The sequence below is a fragment of the Deminuibacter soli genome, from assembly GCF_003412455.1.
In the GTDB taxonomy this organism is placed as follows: domain Bacteria; phylum Bacteroidota; class Bacteroidia; order Chitinophagales; family Chitinophagaceae; genus Deminuibacter; species Deminuibacter soli.
In genome coordinates this window covers 328730-351249 of record NZ_QTJU01000004.1, presented here as the reverse complement: position 1 = coordinate 351249, position 22520 = coordinate 328730, and the positions used below count along the sequence as shown (strand labels likewise).

At 44.1% G+C, this 22520-nt stretch carries 21 protein-coding genes and 1 tRNA gene; 16 read left to right on the top strand and 6 right to left on the bottom strand.

Annotated elements, in window-relative coordinates:
* The first annotated feature begins 34 nt into the window (after nt 1–34).
* From DXN05_RS13870 to DXN05_RS13860, 3 genes are all read left to right on the top strand, one after another.
* On the top strand, nt 35–2227 hold the full coding sequence (locus DXN05_RS13870; RefSeq protein WP_211330048.1) for a DUF5916 domain-containing protein: 2193 nt from the start codon (nt 35–37) through the stop codon (nt 2225–2227).
* Nucleotides 2228–2308: 81 nt separating this feature from the next.
* Nucleotides 2309–3904, top strand: a complete 1596-nt coding sequence (locus DXN05_RS13865) for a Na+/H+ antiporter (RefSeq protein ID WP_116847974.1) — start codon at nt 2309–2311, stop codon at nt 3902–3904.
* Between the two features lie 126 nt (nt 3905–4030).
* A complete protein-coding gene (locus DXN05_RS13860; protein WP_116847859.1) occupies nt 4031–5086 on the top strand; it encodes a cellulase family glycosylhydrolase in 1056 nt (351 codons plus the stop codon).
* 36 nt (nt 5087–5122) lie between these two features.
* Here DXN05_RS13860 and DXN05_RS13855 read toward each other — a convergent pair whose 3' ends face one another.
* Nucleotides 5123–5782 carry a Rossmann-fold NAD(P)-binding domain-containing protein gene (locus DXN05_RS13855; protein WP_116847858.1) on the bottom strand — a complete coding sequence of 220 codons (660 nt, stop codon included), beginning with the start codon at nt 5780–5782 and terminating at the stop codon, nt 5123–5125.
* 469 nt (nt 5783–6251) lie between these two features.
* Between DXN05_RS13855 and DXN05_RS13850 the strand changes: the two genes are divergently transcribed.
* The 4 genes from DXN05_RS13850 (at nt 6252) to DXN05_RS13835 (ending at nt 9178) form a co-directional block, all read left to right on the top strand.
* Complete coding sequence (locus DXN05_RS13850; protein ID WP_116847857.1) at nt 6252–6887, top strand: NAD(P)-dependent oxidoreductase; 636 nt, start codon at nt 6252–6254, stop codon at nt 6885–6887.
* 219 nt (nt 6888–7106) lie between these two features.
* Nucleotides 7107–8048 carry an energy transducer TonB gene (locus DXN05_RS13845; protein ID WP_116847856.1) on the top strand — a complete coding sequence of 314 codons (942 nt, stop codon included), beginning with the start codon at nt 7107–7109 and terminating at the stop codon, nt 8046–8048.
* 116 nt (nt 8049–8164) lie between these two features.
* The gene (locus DXN05_RS13840) at nt 8165–8788 is read left to right on the top strand and encodes a hypothetical protein (protein WP_147313921.1); all 624 of its coding nucleotides are present in this window, start codon (nt 8165–8167) and stop codon (nt 8786–8788) included.
* Nucleotides 8789–8833: 45 nt separating this feature from the next.
* Nucleotides 8834–9178 (top strand): HopJ type III effector protein, encoded by a 345-nt coding sequence (locus DXN05_RS13835; RefSeq protein WP_116847854.1) that lies wholly within the window; start codon nt 8834–8836, stop codon nt 9176–9178.
* Between the two features lie 28 nt (nt 9179–9206).
* Here DXN05_RS13835 and DXN05_RS13830 read toward each other — a convergent pair whose 3' ends face one another.
* Complete coding sequence (locus DXN05_RS13830; RefSeq protein ID WP_116847853.1) at nt 9207–10004, bottom strand: S1 family peptidase; 798 nt, start codon at nt 10002–10004, stop codon at nt 9207–9209.
* A gap of 712 nt (nt 10005–10716) precedes the next feature.
* Between DXN05_RS13830 and DXN05_RS13825 the strand changes: the two genes are divergently transcribed.
* The 7 genes from DXN05_RS13825 (at nt 10717) to DXN05_RS13795 (ending at nt 16953) form a co-directional block, all read left to right on the top strand.
* The gene (locus DXN05_RS13825; protein ID WP_116847852.1) at nt 10717–12033 is read left to right on the top strand and encodes an AAA family ATPase; all 1317 of its coding nucleotides are present in this window, start codon (nt 10717–10719) and stop codon (nt 12031–12033) included.
* Nucleotides 12026–12646: an RloB family protein gene (locus DXN05_RS13820; protein ID WP_116847851.1), complete on the top strand. Its 621-nt coding sequence runs from the start codon at nt 12026–12028 to the stop codon at nt 12644–12646. Before DXN05_RS13825 ends, DXN05_RS13820 begins: the two co-directional genes overlap by 8 nt.
* Before the next feature lie 4 nt (nt 12647–12650).
* On the top strand, nt 12651–13856 hold the full coding sequence (locus DXN05_RS13815) for a zinc ribbon domain-containing protein (RefSeq protein ID WP_147313920.1): 1206 nt from the start codon (nt 12651–12653) through the stop codon (nt 13854–13856).
* 3 nt (nt 13857–13859) lie between these two features.
* Nucleotides 13860–14600 carry a DUF4145 domain-containing protein gene (locus DXN05_RS13810; RefSeq protein ID WP_116847849.1) on the top strand — a complete coding sequence of 247 codons (741 nt, stop codon included), beginning with the start codon at nt 13860–13862 and terminating at the stop codon, nt 14598–14600.
* A 30-nt stretch (nt 14601–14630) separates the two neighbouring features.
* The gene (locus DXN05_RS13805; RefSeq protein WP_116847848.1) at nt 14631–15662 is read left to right on the top strand and encodes a kinase; all 1032 of its coding nucleotides are present in this window, start codon (nt 14631–14633) and stop codon (nt 15660–15662) included.
* A gap of 83 nt (nt 15663–15745) precedes the next feature.
* On the top strand, nt 15746–16000 hold the full coding sequence (locus tag DXN05_RS25260; RefSeq protein ID WP_116847847.1) for a recombinase family protein: 255 nt from the start codon (nt 15746–15748) through the stop codon (nt 15998–16000).
* Between the two features lie 716 nt (nt 16001–16716).
* Nucleotides 16717–16953 (top strand): hypothetical protein, encoded by a 237-nt coding sequence (locus DXN05_RS13795; RefSeq protein ID WP_116847846.1) that lies wholly within the window; start codon nt 16717–16719, stop codon nt 16951–16953.
* Nucleotides 16954–17296: 343 nt separating this feature from the next.
* On the opposite strand, the gene DXN05_RS13790 is transcribed toward DXN05_RS13795, so the two are convergent.
* A tRNA-Lys gene (locus DXN05_RS13790) sits at nt 17297–17369 on the bottom strand.
* Between the two features lie 162 nt (nt 17370–17531).
* On the bottom strand, nt 17532–18668 hold the full coding sequence (locus DXN05_RS13785) for a glycoside hydrolase family 5 protein (RefSeq protein WP_116847845.1): 1137 nt from the start codon (nt 18666–18668) through the stop codon (nt 17532–17534).
* Nucleotides 18669–18774: 106 nt separating this feature from the next.
* Here DXN05_RS13785 and DXN05_RS13780 point away from each other — a divergent pair, with 106 nt between their 5' ends.
* Together DXN05_RS13780 and DXN05_RS13775 are read left to right on the top strand one after the other, a co-directional pair.
* The gene (locus tag DXN05_RS13780) at nt 18775–19581 is read left to right on the top strand and encodes an SDR family oxidoreductase (protein ID WP_116847844.1); all 807 of its coding nucleotides are present in this window, start codon (nt 18775–18777) and stop codon (nt 19579–19581) included.
* Between the two features lie 24 nt (nt 19582–19605).
* A complete protein-coding gene (locus tag DXN05_RS13775) occupies nt 19606–20433 on the top strand; it encodes an SAM hydrolase/SAM-dependent halogenase family protein (RefSeq protein ID WP_116847843.1) in 828 nt (275 codons plus the stop codon).
* Between the two features lie 148 nt (nt 20434–20581).
* Here DXN05_RS13775 and DXN05_RS13770 read toward each other — a convergent pair whose 3' ends face one another.
* Both DXN05_RS13770 and DXN05_RS25200 read right to left on the bottom strand, forming a co-directional pair.
* The gene (locus tag DXN05_RS13770) at nt 20582–20848 is read right to left on the bottom strand and encodes a UBP-type zinc finger domain-containing protein (RefSeq protein ID WP_116847842.1); all 267 of its coding nucleotides are present in this window, start codon (nt 20846–20848) and stop codon (nt 20582–20584) included.
* Between the two features lie 12 nt (nt 20849–20860).
* The gene (locus DXN05_RS25200) at nt 20861–22519 is read right to left on the bottom strand and encodes an FAD-dependent oxidoreductase (RefSeq protein ID WP_116847841.1); all 1659 of its coding nucleotides are present in this window, start codon (nt 22517–22519) and stop codon (nt 20861–20863) included.
* Nucleotide 22520: the final 1 nt, after the last annotated feature.

Genomic DNA, 22520 nt, shown 5'->3' with positions numbered 1-22520 from the left:
CTCCGCTTTGCCGGAAAAATTGTACATTTTGGGCATGATTGCCCAACGACTACTTGCTAAAGCTTTTGCAACGGCCTGCTTTTTCCTGCTCACTTTTATGGCACCCGCACAAAAACCCAATGCGGGGTATGAGCTGCATATACACCATTCCACAGACCCTATGCATGTAGACGGCTTCCCCAATGAACAAACCTGGCAGCAGGCAGACAAGGCGGATCATTTTTTTATGGTGCTGCCCATGGATACCAGTTTCGCCAAAGTGCGCACCACCGTACGCATGGCTTACGATGACAATAACCTGTACCTGCTGGCCGAATGTTTTAACGGCATGCCCGGTGCAGATATGGTAGAATCCCTGCGCCGCGATTTCGCTTTCCTCAAAAACGATAATTTCATTTTCTTCCTCGACCCGTTTGAAGACCAAACCAGCGGTTTCAGCTTCGGCGCCAATGCTGCAGGCGGTCAGTGGGACGGGCTGATGTATGAAGGTGGTAAGATAGATCTTAGCTGGGACAATAAATGGTCGTCTGTAGTACGCCATTTCAACGATAGATGGGTGCTGGAAATGGCCATCCCCTTTAAAACATTGCGTTATAAAAAAGGCTTAACGCGCTGGGGTGTCAACTTCAGTCGCAATGATCTCAAAACAACCGAGAAATCAGCCTGGGCGCCTGTTCCCAGGCAGTTCCCTACTGCTTCACTTGCCTATACCGGTGTGCTGGTATGGGATACACCACCGCCCCCGCCCGGTGCCAATGTATCGATCATTCCCTATGTGCTGGGCGGTGTGCAGAAGGATTATAACACGCACCAGCCTGCCACTTACAAGAAAGAAATAGGTGGTGATGCAAAAATTGCCGTTACTTCTTCGCTCAATCTCGACCTTACGGTAAATCCTGATTTCTCACAGGTGGATGTAGACCGGCAGGTGATTGATCTCAGCCGCTTTGAATTGTTTTACCCGGAGAAACGCCAGTTCTTTTTAGAGAATGCCGACCATCTCAACAACCTGGGTTATGCCAGCATACGGCCTTTCTTTTCCAGGCGCATCGGCCTGGGTGTACCCATTGATTTTGGCGCACGTCTCAGCGGCAAGCTCGATCGCAACTGGCGCATCAGCGTACTGGATATGCAAACACGCAAAATGGAATCAACCGGTTTGCCTGCACAGAACTTTTCGGTACTGGCCATTCAGCGCAAGGTTTTCTCACGCTCCAATATCGGGTTTATCTTCATCAACAAACAATCCCTGCATTACCAGCCCGGTAAAGACACCACGATGCCCGTATACTCGCAATACAACCGCAATGCAGGTGTGGAGTTTAACCTGGCATCTGCCAACAATGCATGGACAGGCAAAATGATGGTACTGAAATCATTTAGTCCGAATAAAAAAGGCGATGATTATGTACATGCCGGCAACCTGCAATACACCAACCGTCACTGGCTGGCAGGCATGCAGTACGAGTTTACCGGCAGCAATTACAATGCAGAAGTGGGTTATGTTCCAAGACAGGGTTATATCAAATTCAATCCGCAGGTATCGTACCTGTTTCTACCGCATGGCGGTATTGTATTAAGTCATGGCCCGCAATTGACTTCCAGCTATTATTTCAATGAATCATTTCACCGTACGGATAATGAAACACAATTCAACTGGCTTACTACCTTCCGCGATAAAAGCACCATATCGGGTGTACTCATCAACGATTATGTGCAGCTGCTGCAACCCTTCGACCCCACCAATACCGGTGTGCACACACTGGCCACCGGCACACAACACCGCTGGAACACGGCCGGACTTGATTATGTAAGCAAGCCACAGGCACTGTTTACCTGGGATGCTTCGCTGCGTTACGGCGGCTATTATGCTGACAGTAAGAAGTTCATGTTCATCGGCGATGCAGGTTACCGCATACAACCCTATGTAAACTTCACCGTTAACGCCACCTATACCAGCCTGCAGCTGCCGCAGCCCTGGGGACATACCAACTTTTGGCTGGTGGGGCCTAAAATAGATTTCACGATGACCAATACGCTGTTCCTCACTACTTATATTCAATACAACCAGCAAACCAAAAACATGAACCTGAACACGCGGCTGCAATGGCGTTACAAACCGGCGTCAGACCTGTTCCTGGTGTACACAGACAATTACCTCACCACCCCGTTTTCGGTACGCAGCCGCGCCTTTGTGCTGAAGTTTAATTATTGGTGGAATTTATAGATAGCATTGTTCACTTGCGGTAAAGATTTGGCCCTGCCGCATAATTGCATTATCTTTTTCACTGCTGTAAAAACAACTGCTATGCTAGCTACGTTCGGACAATACATTGTGCTCATTGTAGTGATTATGCTGCTGGTAATGCTGGCCAACAAACTAAAAGTGGCCTACCCGGTAATGCTGGTACTCGGCGGTTTGCTGTTAAGCTTTCAAACATGGATACCATCTGTTAAAATAGATCCTGAACTCATCTTCATCATCTTCCTGCCACCGCTGCTGTACGAAGCAGCCTGGTACACCTCATGGAAAGAGCTCTGGCGCTGGCGCAGGGTCATCAGCAGTTTTGCCTTCCTGATTGTACTGGTTACTGCGTTGGTGGTGGCTATTTTCTCCAGCTGGCTTATTCCCGGCTTTTCACTGGCACTGGGCTTTTTGCTAGGCGGCATCATTTCCCCGCCCGATGCAGTATCTGCCTCTGCGGTGCTCAGGTTTGTAAAGGTGCCTAAACGATTATCCGCGATCGTGGAAGGCGAAAGCCTGCTGAACGATGCAGGCAGTTTGATCATCTTCCGCTTTTCACTGATCGCAGTGGAAACGGGCAGGTTTGTATTTCATGAAGCGGCGCTGAGTTTTGTAAGTGTGATTGTAATGGGCATTGCAACCGGACTGGTGATCGGCTACATTTTCTACATCGCACTTTTAAAGCTGCCAACCACGCCGCAAATGGACATCGTATTGTCTATTGCAGCGCCCTACGTCATGTACATTGTGGCAGAATCCATGCACTTTTCCGGTGTGCTGGCTGTTGTTGCGGGCGGACTGTATCTCTCTGCCAGAAGCCACCGCTATCTCAGCTACAGAAGCCGTTTCCAGGGCACCACCGTATGGTCGGTACTGGGCTTTGTATTAAACGGCCTCATCTTTATGCTCATTGGTCTTGAGCTCCCTGAAATCATCCGTCAGCTGGGTGAAGTGAGTATGGGCGAAGCAATAAAGTACGGTTTACTGATAACAGGCATTCTCATTGTAAGCCGTATTGTATGTACCCTCTTCGCCAGCGTGTTTACCGTATTCATCAGCCGGTATATTACTACGGCAGACAACAGGCCGGGCTGGCGCGGACCGATATTGCTGGGCTGGGCAGGCATGCGCGGTGTGGTATCACTGGCAGCAGCCTTATCCATACCCCTGCAGTTAAAAAGTGGTGCGCCCTTCCCGCAACGCAACCTGATACTGTTTATCACCTTCGTGGTAATACTTGTTACCCTGGTTGTGCAGGGCCTTACCTTTCCTGCACTGATACGCCTGGTAAACATGCCCGACCCCGATCATCATGCATCGCCCGAAGAACAGCACCGCCAGATACGGCAGCAGCTGGCTGCAGCCACTATCCAGTTTTTGGAATCGCACCCCGACGACCTGGCCCGCAGTAACAGCTTACTGCAGCAACTGAAAACAAAACTGCAGCAGGAGGAGGCATTTATGGAACACTGCGACAATACCCATGAATTGGGCATCTTCGGAAAAGTATATTTAGAAGCACTCGACCACCAGCGGCACCTGTTGCACCAGATTAACAAGAACCCAACTATTGATGAAGACATCATCCGCGAACAGCATATCCTGCTAGACCTGGAGGAAGAAAAAGTACGGTCGCGGTATGTGATTGAGCCGGAATAACGCATGTACCGAACCGGCACCGTAGTATTGTTAAGGTAAATACGGGTGAATAAAAAGAACAACCTGCGGCGGCGATGTAAAGATACCGGCTGATGTATTTTGCGTTTACACACCACAAACTGATTCATGCACAGCCGCCATCGCAAACCTGTCATCACAAGCAACTGCCTGTTTCTCTGTTTGCTTGTATCCATACAGTTAATACCACATACAGCGCAAAGTCAGTCGCCTGCCGTATGGTGGGTGGGCACCAACTTCACACCATCCACAGCCGTTAACCAGCTGGAGTTTTGGCAGCAGCCTACTTTCGACACGGCGACCATTAACCGTGAATTGGGTTATGCAGCCTCCATCGGCATGAACTGTATGCGGGTATTCCTGCACCACGTTGCCTGGCAGCAGGATTCTACCGGTTTGCTCAACCGCATGGATCAGTACCTCGCCATTTCCACACGGCACCATATACAAACCATGTTTGTGTTCTTTGATGATTGCTGGAACGATGATTATGCAGCAGGGCCGCAACCCGCACCCAAACCGGGCATTCACAACAGCCGCTGGCTAAAAGATCCCGGTAACCGCATTGATACCCTGCCCCTGCTGATGGATACCCTGCAACAATATGTAACCGCAGTAGTAACGCACTTCCGCAATGATACCCGCATTTGCTGCTGGGACTTATACAACGAACCCGGTCATTTTAAACACGGACTGAAGAGCATGCCACTGCTCAAAAACACCTTGCACTGGGTAAAAGCCTGCAGCCCGGTACAACCTGTAACCATGGGCATCTGGAACCCGGCATTCACCGGGTTTAACCAGTTTCAGCTGGCCTGCTCAGACGTTATCAGCTTTCACAATTACCGCGACACCACTTCCCTTAAAGAGGCCATGGATACACTGGTGAACAGGGGTAAAATGGTGGTGTGCACCGAATACATGAAACGGCCCAACAACAGTACTTTTACAAGTTGTTTGCCATTGATGAAACGTTACGGCGTGGGTGCCATTAACTGGGGACTGGTAGCCGGTAAAACACAAACCAATTACCCGCAGGGCAATAAGGGCGGAGAGCCTGCACCGGCACTATGGTACCACGATATTTTTTATACAGACGGGCACCCTTTCGATGAAACAGAAACCAGCGTGATACGCAGGGAAACGGGCAAGAACAGTCAATAAAAAAGGCGCTGCTATGAAACGCTTTTACGGACTGCATCAGGCTTTCGCCAGCTGTACAATATCTTTTACATCAATAACCTGTTTGGCATACCCGTGCTGCGTTACGTTAATCATTGCCTTGCCCACTTCCTGCAACGTACAGAAGCCCTTGGGGAAAACCGCCCTGCCAAGCGGGTATACCCAGGCAAATGCACGATAAAGGCCCTTCAGGTTTCGCTGCCCGGCAGTTGCCTTCATAAAACCCGGCCTGAACATATAGGCGTGCTTAAACAGCTGCATCAGCTTATTCTCCGTAGCGCCCTTCACACGTGCCCAGGCAACACGGCCCTTTTCCGTACTGTCGGTACCGGCACCGGTTACATAACAGATCGTCATATCCGGGTTCATTTTCACCAGCACCTCACCAGCATACACCGTAAGGTCGTACGTCATGTGTTTGTATTCTTCCTTGCTAACACCAACGGATGATATACCCAGGCAAAAAAAGCAGGCATTGTACCCCGCCAGCTGTGCTTCAACAGCCGCCAGGTTAAAGAAATTGCTATGAATAATTTCCTTCAGTTTGGGATGCGTTCTGCCCAGCGGCCTGCGGTTAATCACCAACACCTCTTCCACAGCAGGATTGTCCAGGCATTCGAGCAAAACGCCTTCTCCAACCATACCTGTTGATCCTGTTATGATGGCTTTGATTTTCATGGCTTGATGGTTTAATTGTCTGATTGCTTAATGGTTGAATGGCCTGATTGTTTAATATTCTGATAGTTTTACTGTAAAACCGGGTTAGTTGCTGTCCCGGGGATTCTCCCCTGCATCACAGGGCAAACAACAACAGGCCGTACTGCAAGGCACGCTACCGGCAATCATTCTTACAGGCAGATGAGCTACCGCCTGGGTCGGTGTATTAAGAGGTTGAATGTTTGCAGTTTAATGTTTCAGGTTCGTTGTCGCCCGTGGTAAAAGATCCATCACGTTTAACCAAACGATATGGGCTGCCGATTCGCTAAAGTATTTGCTTCGGTTCAAAATCGTATATTGCAATCATTAAACGCTCCTTATAAAATAACAGAATGGAAAGCAGTACCGGCAGCCCGGTGCTGAAAGTCTTGTTCGTCGCAGGCGGATGAGGCTACCACTATTTTCTTCCCACATTTTTATAGAGCGTAACATGCAACATACTACGATAGCCGTTATCGGCGGCACAGGCAAATCAGGCCGGTACCTTGTTCAGCAATTAATCAGCAACCGGTTTCCCGTTAAACTATTGCTCCGTGATCCGGGTAAATATCCCACGCACCCTACAGGCATTACACTTGTGCAGGGTGATGCGAGGAATTACGAAGCAGTGCACACCTTACTTGAAGGATGCAGCGCAGTGATCAGCACTTTAGGGCAACCCAAAGGCGAAAGCCCCATCTTTAGCGATGCCACTTCCAATGTTATCCGTGCCATGCATGCACACGGCATTACACGCTATATTGTAACCACCGGCTTAAACGTAGATACACCTGCTGACCAAAAAAGCGCCGCAACTGCACTTGGTACCGATTGGATGAAAACCCACTATCCCCAAACAACGGCAGACAAGCAAAAAGAATGGGCTATACTCGCCGAAAGCAACATTGACTGGACATTGGTACGGTTGCCTTTAATAGCGCTCTCTGGCGCCAACGCTCCCATCAACATTAGCCTGGAAGATTGCCCCGGCGACAAAATAAGCGCCACCGCTTTAGCACACTTTTTAATGCAGCAATTAACAGATACTGATTACCTGAAAGCAGCGCCATTTATCGCCAACCGGTAGTACTATTTGAAACAAACAGTAGCATGGGTAATGGAGAAAAATCTATGGCAAAATTTTTGGCGCTTAAATGCACACATCCTGCTGATGCTCCAAAACCCGTAAAATAACAGGAAAAGCGGCTAGGGAAAGAACATCTCAAAGAAGAAAGCCTTCACTTTTTTTGGCCATATCTTTCTTTCCGGTTAATTTGGCCGCCACTGCAATTTCAACTCATAGACCATGAAACCGTTACTGCTATTACCTTGCCTGCTTTTGTATATCACTACCACGGCTCAAAAAGTGGAAAAATACTTCGATTTCAGATGGAAAGAAACCACCCCTGACAGTGCACGATATGCAGCCATGATAGAAAGAACCGATTCCGGCTGGCACCGCAAAGATTATTTTATACATGAGCGCAGCCTGCAAATGGACGGAACCTATGAAGACGAGGCTTGCAAAACGGCTAACGGGCTGTTTGTATACTATCATGCCAACCGGCGGCTGAAAAGAAAAGGCGAATACAGTCATGGCCAGTTTAACGGGCTTTGGGTAAGCTATCATGCAAATGGCATGATGAGTGATTCTATACATTACAACAATGGCCACAGAACAGGCACCTGTTTGGGCTGGTACGCAGACGGTACTGCCTCTGATTCAGCTGTGTGGAACGCAGACGGTAGTGGTATTGCTGTTGCCTGGTTTAATAATGGCTCCCCTTCTTTTGCAGGCAGGTATAGCGCTGGTGAAAAAAAGAATGGCAAATGGCAGTTCTTTCATAACAATGGCAAAGTAGCTGCTTTTGAATGGTACCAGGATGGCGTATTGGTTAACAAGCAATATTTTGATGAACAAAGCAACCCGATGGATACAACCAGCCACGATCATGAAGCTAATTTTCCGGGAGGCATTAAAGCCTGGCAGAAATATCTTTACAAACATGTTTACTTTCCCACGCAATATCAACTGGTAAATGCAGACCAGGCCGTGGTGGTAGTAGATGCAGATATTGATGAAGACGGCAATGTATCCAACGCAGAAGTAAGTGCGCCCTTTCATCCGGAATTTGATATTATAGCGCTGGATGCAGTACGCAAGTCGCCCAAATGGTTGCCTGCTGTACAACACAACAGACGCGTACGCACCAGGGTACGGCAGCCCGTATACTTTGCGCAGGAATAATCCGGAAATAATCCGTTAATAAAGAAGCGCTCTGCGGAGCGCTTCTTTGCTATTTCTACGCCGGTTCTGCCACACCAATAAACGCCACCACTCCATCGTCTACCGGGTTATCAAACATGAATAAACTACTTATACTTACCACCACGCTCCTATTTATATCTTGCTCTCCTTTTAAAGATATGCCGGAATCAAGTGAACAGGAACTAAAGAGTAATTATAACTCAAAGCATAAAGAAATTGCCAAACTAAAGCGCTACTTTAATTCCATTACACCAAAAGACCTGGAAATATATATAGAGTTCATAAATGACCAAACCATTGATCTCAGCATCTATCATAAAACAATACCTCCATATCCGAAAAAGGTACTTTTTCAACAATGGGGTTTTAATCCATATAATGGCAGGCAGGATTCACCTGTTTACAATATGCCCGATGATGAGACTTCATCACTTGATACGGTAAAAGACATATTGAATTGGAAAGATGCAACTTTCCGGACGATCAAAGCTTACCTTGACAATGCCAATTGCATTTCAGTAACCAATGGAGAGCCAGCCAATGTTGGTTTCAGGAGAAGTGGCATGGGCATGTACTTTTACAACCTGTTTAATGCACCACTGAACGACAGCCTGAAAAAAACCTACAACGATTCCTGCCGATACCGGCTTTACAATGATACGATGGCGTTCGAATACGGCGGAGGAGCAATAGGACCGCAATGCTTCCCCGACAAATAAAGCCATGGTTACTTCGTACCTTTGCCCTTCTATCAAAATACAATTATGAAAGAACAGCTCAGCAACCTGCTTGCAGGTGTAAAAGAAAACACTATCCCCTTTGTAGAAGTCATCGCCTTTATCGACCACTGGTACCAGCACCAGCCCACTGCATTTAAAAATGGCGATACCTACAACGAGGCCAACCAAAACCAGGGCAGCGCCCGGGTGTTTGCTTTTGCCCAGCTCAACCAGTTGAACCAGCAGGATACGCTTAGTTTGTTTTCAGAACATTACCGCTCTGTACTGGCACATCCTGACGCAACTGACCACCAGAATATCCGCCAGTTTATGGCGCATGGCTGGGCAGGCATCGCATTTGAGGGAGCAGCATTAACACCGCATCAATAAGTAAAAGAAAACAGGCATCTGCGCAGTTTTAACGCAGCTCCTTTTTATACCTGGCGAAAATTTCTTCAATATAACGTTTGCCATAACAAACAATAATGCCCGAGTTCCCGTTCACCGATAAGGTTTCATTTTTACGCTGTACATCCATCGGTTCAGGAATATACCCGGATACTACCCCTGCTACTGACATCTTTTTAGTACTGGAATCGTAGGTTGCAATAGGCCCGCCGGAAAAGCCTGCATTGTTGTGGCCGTCCAGCAGCAATAACTCAAGTCCGTTGTGTTTTACCCAACCAGATATCATTGCCTTTTTTACCAAAGGGAACTTAATGCCAAGCGCTTCAGTGCCCAGGTTTCCCAAGGGAAAACCAAAGAATAAAACATCCTCGCCAATAGTGATCATGGTGCTATCCATCAGCATGCCATGTCCCTGGAATACTTTCTGCAGGGTATCTTCGTATTTTACCAGTTCTTCAGGTAATTCAACATGCTGGGATACTGTACCCGGCAATGTAACAATGGCAACATCCACTTTTCTGTCTGCATGAAAATACACATGCGCATCAAATGCCTTTAGCTGTTTTTGCACAACCAGTTGTATCGCTACCTGGTCACCTGATGTATGAGACGATGCAAACAGGTGTGCAGCAGTAATAAAATATTGCTTCCCGCCTTTGGCAACTATAAAGCAGGTACCGGTTGCTTCATCACCGTAGAGATTAAAAGTATTCGACATTGCTTCCGCTATCGCCAGCCGCTGTTCATTCTGGCAAAAAGTAAACACCGGCAAAACAAGCAAAAACAGCATGCGCAGCAAGGTTTTCATATGAAGCAGATTTATGGTTCATGGCAGTTTGAATGTACGGCTTAATTCCAATAGTTCATAACCTGCGCAATAGCTTGCCGGTTACAGCAGCGCTATATCCCCTGCTGTTCCATGCACCCGGATGCATTGCCCGCCTTTAATCAGGCTGGTTGCATTTTCTACCTCAACCACTGCGGCAGCCGTATTCACGCGCAATAACAACGCCGTGCGTCATTAATCCGCCAGCTTCGGTAACCAGCATCAGACAAATGAGGCCAGTCACGTAAGTGAGATGCCTCGCCTACAACTCACTCAATAAGCAGTAAAAGAATTAAGCGGATGTCCCTTTCCGTGATTCCATTAGTACAGAACTCGAACTCTTTGTTAGAAGATTTGAGGCGATTGAATCAGCTAAAAGATATTGCTATTCAAAGTAATATAGATAAAAAAGAAGCTGATAATCTCAAGAACGATTGCTAACAACAGAAGATAGTAGGAAAACTAAAAAGATGATGTTGCTAAATAGGTAAAAAGAGCCTTACTACATCAGGCTGATTTAAAACTTCCCCATTTCCTTTACCCGATATTTCGAAAACTTAGCAATCTATTCTAGGGATAAAGTACCATTTAATATAATTTTTTGCCATAAATATTCAATATGAACATCTAAACTTAGATTTCATTCATTTTATTTTTTAAATTTGCATTTTAAGATCAAATTAAAGCATTAAAAATGATAATAGACTTTTCTGTATCCAACTTTGGCCCAATACGTGAGGAACAGGTGATTTCTTTTGAAGCTACAGCCGATGATAGCCTTAATGACTATTATGTTGCGGAGCCAATTCCAGGGTTGAAACTATTAAAATTATTGATAATATATGGCCCTAATGCTTCTGGTAAATCCACTTTTTTAAAAGCTTTGGAGTTTTTAAAGGACTTAAACATTTATCCTGTTAAAGCAAAGTTTGAATCCTTAGACTTTGAACCCTTCTTATTTGACAGCAAGTCAAAGAAAAAGACTTCCATACTAAAAATGGGCTTCGTAGCAAACAAGGTAAGGCATAGCTATGAGGTCGAGTTTACAAAGAACTATATCCTTAAGGAAAAGTTACAATACGCTCCTAAAGGAAGAATGGCAGACCTGTATTTAAGAGAAACCGATATAGAAAACCAGCTTTCTAAAGTTTCTTTCGGTAGTACGGTAAAAGCAAGCGCTAAAGATATTGATTTGATTGAAGGAAATACTATCTGGAATACTACTGTAATCGGAGCATTCAACAAAACCAATGTGAATATTCCTGAGCTACAACAAGTGTTTCATTGGTTCCGGGAAACATTAATGGGTGAAATTGAACCAGGAACAGATTTATTGGGCTGGACAACAAAAAGGGTGGATGAAAATGTTTCTTTTAAAGAATCTGTTATAGAGATAATCAAAAAAGCAGATATTCAAATCAGCGGGGTTGATGTAAACAAAAAAGAACGTAAGCTGGATAACGAGATGATTTCCCGCCTATCTTCCATTTTACCACCTGATGAAATGAATGATTTATCAACTACAAAAAGTATCAAAACCATTGACCTGATTTTTAAGCACCTTGTCAGAGATAAGAAAGGGAAAGAAAGTACACATAGTTTACCCAGAGAACAGGAATCCAGAGGAACCTTGAGATATTATGGCTTGAGTGGTATTTTATCGACTATTATTAAAGAGAATAAAGTTGTGTCTATTGATGAACTGGAAACTTCTCTCCACCCCGACCTGATGAAACATTTCCTATTGATGTTTTTGGCTAATTCTGGTCAATCACAAATGGTTATTACCACACACAACCTCTTTCTGCTGGAAGATCGGGAAATACTGCGGAATGATGCCATATGGTTTACACAGAAAAAAGATGATGGTACTACAGATTTGTATTCCCTCTCGGATTTCGATACTTCCACCATTAGAAAGAATTCTTCCATTATCAATTCGTATAAAACCGGAAAATTGGGAGCAAAGCCGGAATTGGGTAACATTTTTATAACCGAGGACAATGGCTAGACCCGATAAGAAAAGGAAGCTTTTACGAAGGATTGCTGTGGTTGGTGATGGTGTTACCGAGAAGATTTACTTTGAGCAATTGAAAGAACTGGAACGGATTAAAGACGTTGTCATCAAACCGGAACTACCCAGCAAGTCTTCAAAAGGTGGCTCTTACAAAAAAGCCATCAATACTGCAAAATCTCTTGTGGAGGAAGGTTATGACCACGTGTACTGCCTTATAGATTTTGATACGGTACTATCAGAAAATAAACTTGCGGATTTTACACAAGAGCTAAAAAGTATTAACAGCAATGAGATTACGGTTTATATAAACAATCCTTGCTTTGAAACCTGGGTACTGGTACATTATGAAAAGACGGGTAAAGCATATGCTGATTGTGATACTGTAGGTAAAGCCATTACCAAGTACCTGAAAGATTATTGTAAAAACCAGGAATATTTAAGAAAAAAGAACTTGTATAAAATTTTAAGACCTCAGCTTGAAATCAATGCAATACCCAATGCGGCATTTCTGGAAGATAACAGAGCAGCAAAAGGTAATAACTACCCAAGAGCCGAAGTATATAAATTTTTCCTGAAAGAAAAAATTGTAAACCCTAAAAAGAAATAAAGCGATGGAAACAAATCTACAAACAAACTGCTATAATTGTTCCAAACCTCTACGACAGACAGGTTACTTTTGCGGTGGGTGTCTTACACAAGTTAAGTGTAAATCCTGCGGTTCATCATTAGAAAAAGATGATGCTGGCTGTGTTAATTGCGGTACGCCTAACGAAGTGCGAGCAGAAATAAAGACCGGCTCACATCAAAATATCAACACTTTTCGTTTGCACGAAACAGCGACTGACAGGACTATCGAAGCAACATTTAGTGATGATGTGGCTAAAGACCTTGCCGGAACCTTACGGGATGCCGCTGCTGCCGGAAGGATGAGAGCAATTGCTTCAAGCTTTCCTCCCCTCAATGATTTTAATGGAGCACATAAAGAAACGGCTGACTTTGCAGAAGCGGAAGCTGTAAACAATGGAAATACACTTCCCAAAACTGAAGCAATTCATAAACCGGTACAGACCGATACTGCAAAACAGGAAGAATACCCGACATTGAAAGCTGTTGCTATGAAAAATCTTCCCGGAACAGAAACGGAATGGATTGTGGTGTATGCTTTTTATGCTTCTAATTACGGGAAAGATACTTTTACAAGGCAAAATTTAATTGAAAAATATGAAGAATCAAATAGACTGGACAATAATAAAAAGAGTGCTCTTTCAATATATATAAAGAGAGCTGTTCAAGGCAACTTCATTAATCCATTAGCAGATGATTATTCAATCCTGGATAATGGAATCGAAAAAGCAAAAGAAATCATCTCAAGAACAAGTAGCTCCTCGGTTAAGCTAAATAAACAAAAATCGAAAAAAGTCGAATCAGAGCAAGTGTCAGAAAGTAAAGGTAGTAGCACAGTTAAAAAGAAAACTTCAGTTGCTGCTTTCTCTCCTAAAAGGCTTACTGAAATAGATTTTTATCCTTCTGGAAAAAAAAGTTTAGTTGATTTTATTAAGGATTTTAAAATAAAAAATGATAACGAAAGAAACCTTCTTTTTACTCATTACTTATCTGAAGTTCTTAAAATTACATCCGTAACGTTAGACCATCTTTATACCTGTTATGACGAAGTAAATCATAAAATTCCTGAGAATATGGCAAAGAGTCTGGGAAATACCAAAACTCGCACAGGTTGGCTGAAAACAATCAATTCAAATATTGAAATAACTACCAAAGGTATAAATAAGATAAAGTTTTGGAATAAAAAAGATTAAGATATGACATTGGATACATTTGTTCACCGGATTAATGATTTTGACACCTTTACAGCAAGCAGTAAAATAGACTATTTTGTCTATTATCATACTATTGTAAAAGGGAATGAAGGCGCTACTGCAAAAGATATTAAAGTGTGCTTTGATGAATTGAAGACGACGAAGTATTCGAATATCCCCCAATACCTTAAAAACAACACCAAGAAAGTTAAAGGTAAAACACCAAAGTTTATTTTACAAAAAGGCACATACCATTTGGAACGTTCTAAAAAGAGTGAGATAGATGCATTGATGAATGTGCCCCGGGTAGTAGTTCCGACCAATAATTATTTTCCATTGGAATTGTTCGACAATACAAGAGGTTACTTAACCACCATATCTCAACAAGCTGCGGCTTGTTACGACCAGGGATTATATGATGCCTGTTCTGTAATGACAAGAAAACTATTAGAAGTATTAATTATTGAAGCATTTGAACGTCATAATATTTCAAATAAACTCAAAAATAGTAGCGATAACTTTTATTACCTGAGTGACTTAATAGAAATCTTTAAATCCGAAACAACGTGGAATATCGGCAGAAATGCGAAGAACAGTTTACCGAGCTTAAAGAAGATGGGAGATTTAAGTGCGCATAACAGAAGATACATTGCCCGTAAAAATGATTTGGACAAACTGAAAGACGATTTACGAATTGTGCTGGAAGAACTGGTTCATATTATTGACTACCCTAACTGGAAATAAGCTATTCTAAAAATTTTAATTAATTCTTCTATGGAAAATTTACTTTACTATCCATATATTAATATTCCGCAAACGGATTGGACAAAACGAGTGCTACTGTATTATGACAAAGTAGCCTCTATCGTTCCTCAAAGATATTTTTACCATCCGGAGGATTACGACCCGTTTATGAAAGATATGGTAAGAATGGAATTAGTTGAGCCGGTAAATCCCCTTGAAGTGTTAGAGCATCCCTGGAGGATTTCAGCACCATTTATTGACTATATAAAAAGTGAGGATTTTAAATTAAAGAAAAGACTGAATGCATTCCAGCTTGGTAAATTTGGAAGAATTCACCGGGATAAGTTTGCATTGAATGGCCCAAGAATTCATATTGATAAATTTGATGGAGAGATTTTTTATCAGTTAGAACAAGCAGGGCTTGCAGTGAGACAAGATGGAGAATGGTACATTGTAGAACAAAGAACGGCTAATGAACTGATGAATTTTTTGGCTTCCGTAATTGGCGGTAAGCTTAAATACCAGCCTACAACTGATACAGTTAGAAAACGATTCAAACCTGGTGAATCAAAAAAAGAATTTCAAGCTTTTACAATCCAAAACGAAAAAAGAGAGCTGATACTAAATGAACTGATACCGTTTCCTAAACAATTAGACTTAGCCCAACTCAAGAAATTTAAAGAAAAACACCTCGATATATTAAAAGCGTTTAAAAACTGTATTGAACTCATTGTGTTAAATCCGGCTATTGAAGAAGGTACGCCATTATTTGTGGAAACAATCAATGAACTCAAACTAAGAAAAGAAGAATTATCAGCTAAAATGAATGAAAATAAATTTGGAAAAATATTCTATGGAACGGTATGCGGTATTATCGGGGCTGGCGTGGGATTAGCGACAGCAGGAACTTTAGGAGGTGTTATTGTAGGGCTTCCCGGTTTTGCAAATGCAGTTTATTCTGCCTTACAAATTGAAAGAGCAGAAGATATATTTGACCAGTCAGGTATGAAGTATCTTGCATTGGCAGATAAACGGTTGACAAGAAGACCTGCAAATTCTTAACTCCTTTGTTAAGGTATTATTCCAATTTACTTGACTATTCCGAACATTCTCATATATAACTTTTGCGTTATTATGAGAAAGCTATGTCAACAGCCATTCTCTACATTCGTGTCAGTACGGATGAGCGGGCCATTAAGGGCTATTCAATTAAAAACCAAGAAGATCGTTTGATTCAGTACTGTGAGGTAAATAATATCTCAGTGTTTCAAATCATTCGTGAAGACCACTCAGCAAAAACATTCTACAGACCAGAATGGAAAAGTATGCTAAAATCTTTCAATCACAAAAGTCAGAACGGCCAGATTTGGTATTATTTACACGTGGGATCGGTTCAGTAGAAATGCAGGAGATTCTTATTACATGATTGCTTATTTGAAGCAAATGTGTATCGAAGTGCAGGCAATCGAACAGATGCTTGATTTGAGTATCCCTGAAAACAAACTGGTCTCGCATTATACCTTGCTGTTTCGGAAGTAGAGAGTGCAATCGGTGTTAGAGGGCAGACTAAAAAGATCATTCCTAAGAGTAAAAATATTCACTTCCCCTTCCGGGGCGTATTTATATGCCCTGGGTGTTGCAGGGTGCTTACAGGAAGCGTCTCCAAAGGAAGTAAAAGCTACTATGCATACTATCACTGTTATAACGGGTGCAAATTCAGAATCAGGGCGAGTAAAATAGACGACCAGTTTATGAAATTTCTTAAAGGTTTTATTCTGCCTGAGATTATCATCAGTTTATTCCGAATCATTATAAAAAAATACTATAAGTCGGGTCAAAAGGAGTATGCTATAAAACAACATCAGGTCACAAAAGCTTAGAACACCTTTCGATAGATCAATCAAAGCAAAAGAATTACTCCTAAGAGGTGAAATCGATGAAGAAGGCTTTGCGTTATAAAGTTTGATTGCGAAACAAGGATTAACTCAATGGGCAACGAGCTTCAACAGGTAGCATTGGATATAATAGGCTTGCGAAAAGATATTGACAAAGAGATGCCTCAACTTCTTCGTATGGTTCAACTCTTTTTAAAGCTACCTTTTGAAAGAAAGTAAAAATGATCAGACTTATATTAAAGGATAAGATTGTTCCAGGTGATAAAACATTTCAAAGTGCTTTAAATGATATAACCAATACAATGATTGGGGCAAAGGTCTTTGGCCATGAAAATATTAGTGAAAATCCAAAAACGCAAGTCTGTTTTGAATATGATGCAGAAAGCAAATATTTCTATAATGAGCTAACAAATGATGCTGATTTCAATGCCACAAAGCGAGTTCGATGTTTTGGCTGAAGTTTCCTTAAATAGTAGGTTTTCTTAAAAATATGGTTTCATTGATTAATTTTCAGTAGACTATGGGTATCAAATCGCCACTGGTACTTGTAAATAATGGAGTTCGAGTCCCAACAGATTACCCCATTGGTACAAGAAGCTTTTGCCAACAAAAAATTACAATAAATAAGGAGTAGTAATCTGATTATTAACCTAGTAAAGTTCTAATCGTGAAGTGCGAAAAGAGTTCGATTTGGCATAACTCTAATTATGAGAGCGACTGAGGTGAAATAGAAAAGCATAAAGACACTGAAATACAGTGGAAAATAAAAAAGCTTCGACTTACGTTGAAGCTTTTCTTAAGTGATTCCGCTGGGACTCGAACCCAGGACCCATACATTAAAAGTGTATTGCTCTACCAACTGAGCTACGAAATCATTCCCTGTGTAAACCGGGCATTTTGTGATACCCTTGTTTGTTTTGGGAGTGCAAAGATAACATTTCTCTCTTTCGAACCAAATTTTCAAAGTTTTTTTTCAAAAAAAATAGCGCACATCTGCTGAAACTCAATCAGTATCGATGATTCAGCCATCTGCCTATTAATATTTCTGCAGCAGCGAAAGCAGCTTCCTGTCCAGTAAATGGCCCTGCCAGTTCTCATATGCCACATCTGTTCTGCCCGAATCAAGGATGCCGAAATCGCCCGAGAATTCCCATAAGGCAAAGCCGATCTTATTGGAAGAAAGTATATCCAGCACATCGTTAAACCATGCCAGAAATACAGCATGCGGTGTTTTCTTCCAGGCGCCGCATTCACCGCAATGCACACCGGTTCCGCTTTTCATCAGCTCTATCCATGGCTGGTAAAATGCTTCCAGTACTTCCCTGTTCATGGGTTTGTTACCAGCCATACCAGGCCAGGCAGGCACAGGCATATGCTCAGGGTCACTGCTTGCCCAGGGCGCCTTATAATGCGATATGGCATGCGGGTTATATCCCCGGCAACTTTGCGCTACCGGCAGCGATGCAAGCTCGGGAATTACCAGGCTGCCGCCATTGTTGCCATCTGCTATAATGATGCGTTCGCTGTTTTCATGGTGTATGGCCGCAACGGCAGCCTTTGCCACTTTGTAATATAAATCGCCGGGTACCGGTCCGCCGGGTGAGTGCTGGTCATTCATGTCCTTCCGCATACTCGGTTCGTTCACCAGGTCAAAACTGAGTTTGGCAGTGCCGGTGTTTTTAAAACGTTTGGCCCACATGCCCCAGTGAAAACAAAAGGCATCCAGGGCAGCCTGGTCTGTCCACAGGTGGTAAGGTTCTTCAAAACCTGCGTTGATGCAATAACCGGGCGCGCGGTGCAGGTTCAGACTTACATGCATGTTGTATTTATGGGCCAGGTGTACCAGTGTTTCAATTTTATTGATCTGCTGTTCATCGGTTTGGTAAACCTCATCCGGGGTAATGTTTTTAGATCGGTCGTACCGCAGGTAATACGGGTACGCAACAGGGAGGCGAACAAAATTAAAGCCCCAGTCCTGCATCCACTGGAAATACGCTTCCGGGGTATCATGCCTGGGTTTGGAGGGGTCAGGCGTATTAAAATCGGTCAGGTTAAACCCCTTCCATTGCGGCAGTTTGTTTGCCTGCTGGCCGGCGGCCAGACTGTCTGAACCGGCTATGCCTGCAGCCATTGCAGCCAGGGCGGTGTTTTTAATAAAAGACCTTCGTTGCATACGGGGCAATGGTTTGGTTACGTAAATATATCGAATACAACTGAGTGCCAAACAGATGCACGGATTGCCGGGGAGAAGTACTATTTTTGTTGCATAAATCGTTTCTATGGGATATTTCACTGATAAAGTGGTGGTTGTTACAGGCGGTTCTGAAGGAATTGGACGTGCGTTGGTTGACAGCTTATTGCAGGAAGGCGCTAAAGTGGCCACCTGCGGCAGAAATTATGATAAACTGTACCAGTTGCAGAAGCAATATTCAGGCAAGGCTTTTATTGTACACGCAACCGATGTGAGCAATGAACACGACTGCCAGCAATTTATCGATGAAGTAGTTCGCGTATACGGCACCATAGACATTTTAATCAACAACGCCGGTATCTCCATGCGCGCGCTGTTTGAAGAATCTGAGCTGTCAACCATACGCCAGGTAATGGATGTTAACTTCTGGGGCACGGTGTATTGCACCAAGTTTGCCCTTCCCTATATCATTGCCAGCAAAGGCACCATTGTAGGCATGTCGTCTATTGCGGGTTACCGCGGACTGCCGGGCCGCAGCGGTTATTCTGCTTCCAAATTCGCCGTAAACGGCTGGATGGAATCGCTGCGCACAGAGCTGCTCGACCGTGGTGTGCATGTAATGTGGGTATGCCCTGGCTTTACCGCTTCCAATATCCGCAACGTGGCTTTAAACAAAGACGCGCTTCCGCAGGCAGAATCACTGATGAATGAAGGCAAGATGATGAGTGCCGAAGAATGTGCCGTGCATACACTGCATGCTATTGAAAAGCGCAAACGCACGCTGGTGCTTACTTCCACAGGCAAACAAACCGTGTTTATGAACCGGTTTTTCCCTGCACTGGCTGATAAGCTCGTGAGAAAATTCTACTTTAAAAACGGTGAACTGGTTAAATAACACCATCTTTGCTCGTTTTTATCGATGCCCATAATTACACTCACAACAGATATTGGCCAAAACGATTACATAGTAGGCGCTATTAAGGGGCAGTTACTTTCTGTAAACCCTTCGTTCACTATTGTGGATATTACCCATACTTTATCGCCTTTCAATTATTTGCAGGCTGCCTATATCTGTACCAGTGCCTACCGGCATTTTCCCGATAACAGCATGCACATTGTGCTGGTGAACCTGTTCGAAACATCACCACAGCACATGCTTATAGCACCTTTCAACAACCAGTGGCTGGTATGCCCCGACAACGGTATTCTCACCATGATTACCGGTACCAGGCCACCGGGCATGATTGCCCTGTCTATTCCGCAACAGGATAATTTAGGCGTGCTGCAGTGCACACAACCCGTTGCGGCGGCATTAAACAAACTAAGCCAGGGTACTGCCCTTCATTCACTCGGCAACACCCATGTGGCCATCGAAGAAAAATACCCGCTGCGCTCTACCATCGGGCCTGACTGGATGGAAGGCCAGATCATTTTTATCGACAACTTCGAAAATGTAGTGGTGAATATTACACGGGAAGAGTTCAATGAGCAGCGCAAGGGCCGCAAATTTAAAATTGTATTTACCCGCAACGAGATCATCGATAAACTCAGCGCCAATTACAGCGAGGCCGCACCCGGCGAAAAGCTGGCCTGGTTTAATTCAGCAGGCTACCTGGAAATAGCCATCAGCAAAGGCAATATGGCCGGTCTCTTCGGCCTGCAGGGCTTCACCGAATCCATGCATCAACAAAACACGGCCTTGCAAAACAAATGGTTTTACCAGACCGTGCGTATCTTCTTCGAATAAAAAACACCGCAGAACACTTCGCTTCATCCATTCACTCACTATCGTCTATTTGGTTTCCCAACAAACGCACTAACATCACTCACGACTTACGAAAGAAACATGCTTCGTTCATTCACTATTGACTATTCACCGGCTCTACCTTCACTCACTATTCATATCCCGCAAAGCTCTCATGCGCATAACACCATATCCACTTTTCCCCAGGCTCGGCTGAAATAATCACCGGGTGTCCTGTTGCATGAAAATGAGCACTCATATGCTTCATAGGCGAATCGTCGCAACACAGCGTAACGCCGCAGGTTTGGCAGGTGCGCAAATGCACCCAGCGCCCGCCGTTCTTTACACATATTTCGCATTCGTGTTTTTTGGGTTGCTTCAGCTCACCCAGTTGCTGAATATCTTCACAAATTGCCATAGGATAATTGTTTTATACTTCTGCCAGATACTTGTGTACAAAACTGATTGCCATAGACCCTTCACCCACTGCAGATGCCACGCGGTTCATAGCGCCTGCACGCACATCACCTGCTGCAAATATGCCGGGACAGCTGGTTTCCAGCATATAGGGGTCACGTTCCAGCTTCCATAAGCTTTTAAAGGAATCACGGCCCACCAGGTCGCGCCCTGTTTCCAGGAAACCCTTTTCATCTTTGATCACATGCTCACAAATCCATTCGGTAAAAGGCTTTGCACCGATGAAGATATACAATGCATCTGCTTCTACCGTACGGGTGGACTTTGTTTGCGTATCAATCAACTCTAGCTCTTTCAAACTTTGGTCGCCACGCGCTTCCACAATCTCTGTATGAGACAATATCGTGATATTGGATGTGCCGTTAATCTGGTCAATCAGGTAGGCCGACATGGTAGCGGTTAAATCAGGCTTGCGGATAATGATGTATACTTCTTTCGCAAATTTTGAAAGATACATAGCGCCCTGCCCTGCTGAATTGCCGCCACCCAGTATGTATACTGCCCGGCCTTTACACGATGCTGCTTCTGTAGTGGCAGCGCCGTAATAAATGCCTGCACCGGTGAAATCGCCAATCCCTTTTGTTTCTAGTTTGCGGTAATCCACACCGCTGGTAATTACCACTGCGCGGGTGTTCACCGTGGTATTATCGGCCAGCGACAAAATCTTATATCCCTCCTTCAACTCAATAGCAGCAACGGTTTGTGGCGACAACAGCTCTGCACCAAAACGTGTGGCCTGGCTAATTGCCCTGCGTGTTAAATCGGCGCCGCTTAAACCGCTCGGGAAACCAAGGTAGTTTTCTATGCGTGAACTGGTGCCTGCCTGCCCGCCCGGGTAACGGCTTTCGATCAACAATGTTTTCAAACCTTCAGATGCACCATACACGGCTGCAGCCAGCCCTGCCGGACCAGCACCAATAATCACCACATCGTACACTTCGTTCTTCACCTGTGAGTTAAGACCGATATGCGTAGCTATATCGCGCAATGCAGGTGTTTTAAGCACCACGCCATCTTCAAAAACAACAGCAGGCAATTCGCCTGGTTCAATGCCGTTCAGTGCAGCCAGCTGTTTGCCTTCTTCGCCACGTGCATCTATCCATTGGTACGGCATCAGGTTGCCTGCCAGGAAATTCTTAATCTCGTGCGACTTGGGTGAAAACTGGTAACCCAGCAGCTTTATACCACGGTAAGCCGGTTTGTAATCGTGCTGCCAGTCGTCGAGCAGTTCATTCAATGCAGGAAACATCTTTTCTTCCGGCGGATCCCATGGTTTCATGAGATAATAATCCAGGCTTACCTGGTTAATGGCTTTAATAGCTGCATCGGTATCAGAATAGGCAGTAAGCAATACCTTTTTTGCTTCGGGATAAAACTGCCTTGCCTTTTCGAGAAACGCAACACCTTCCATTTCAGGCATACGCTGGTCACTCACAAACATGGCTACTGTTTCGCTCTTGTTCTTCAGGTCAAGCAAACTGCTCAACGCTTCACTGGCCGATGTGGTGCTCAGTATGCGGTATGTTTTACCATACTTGCTTTTCAAATCCCTGCTAATGGCACTCAGCACGTGCCGGTCATCATCAATGGTAAATATGATTGGTTTCTCCATA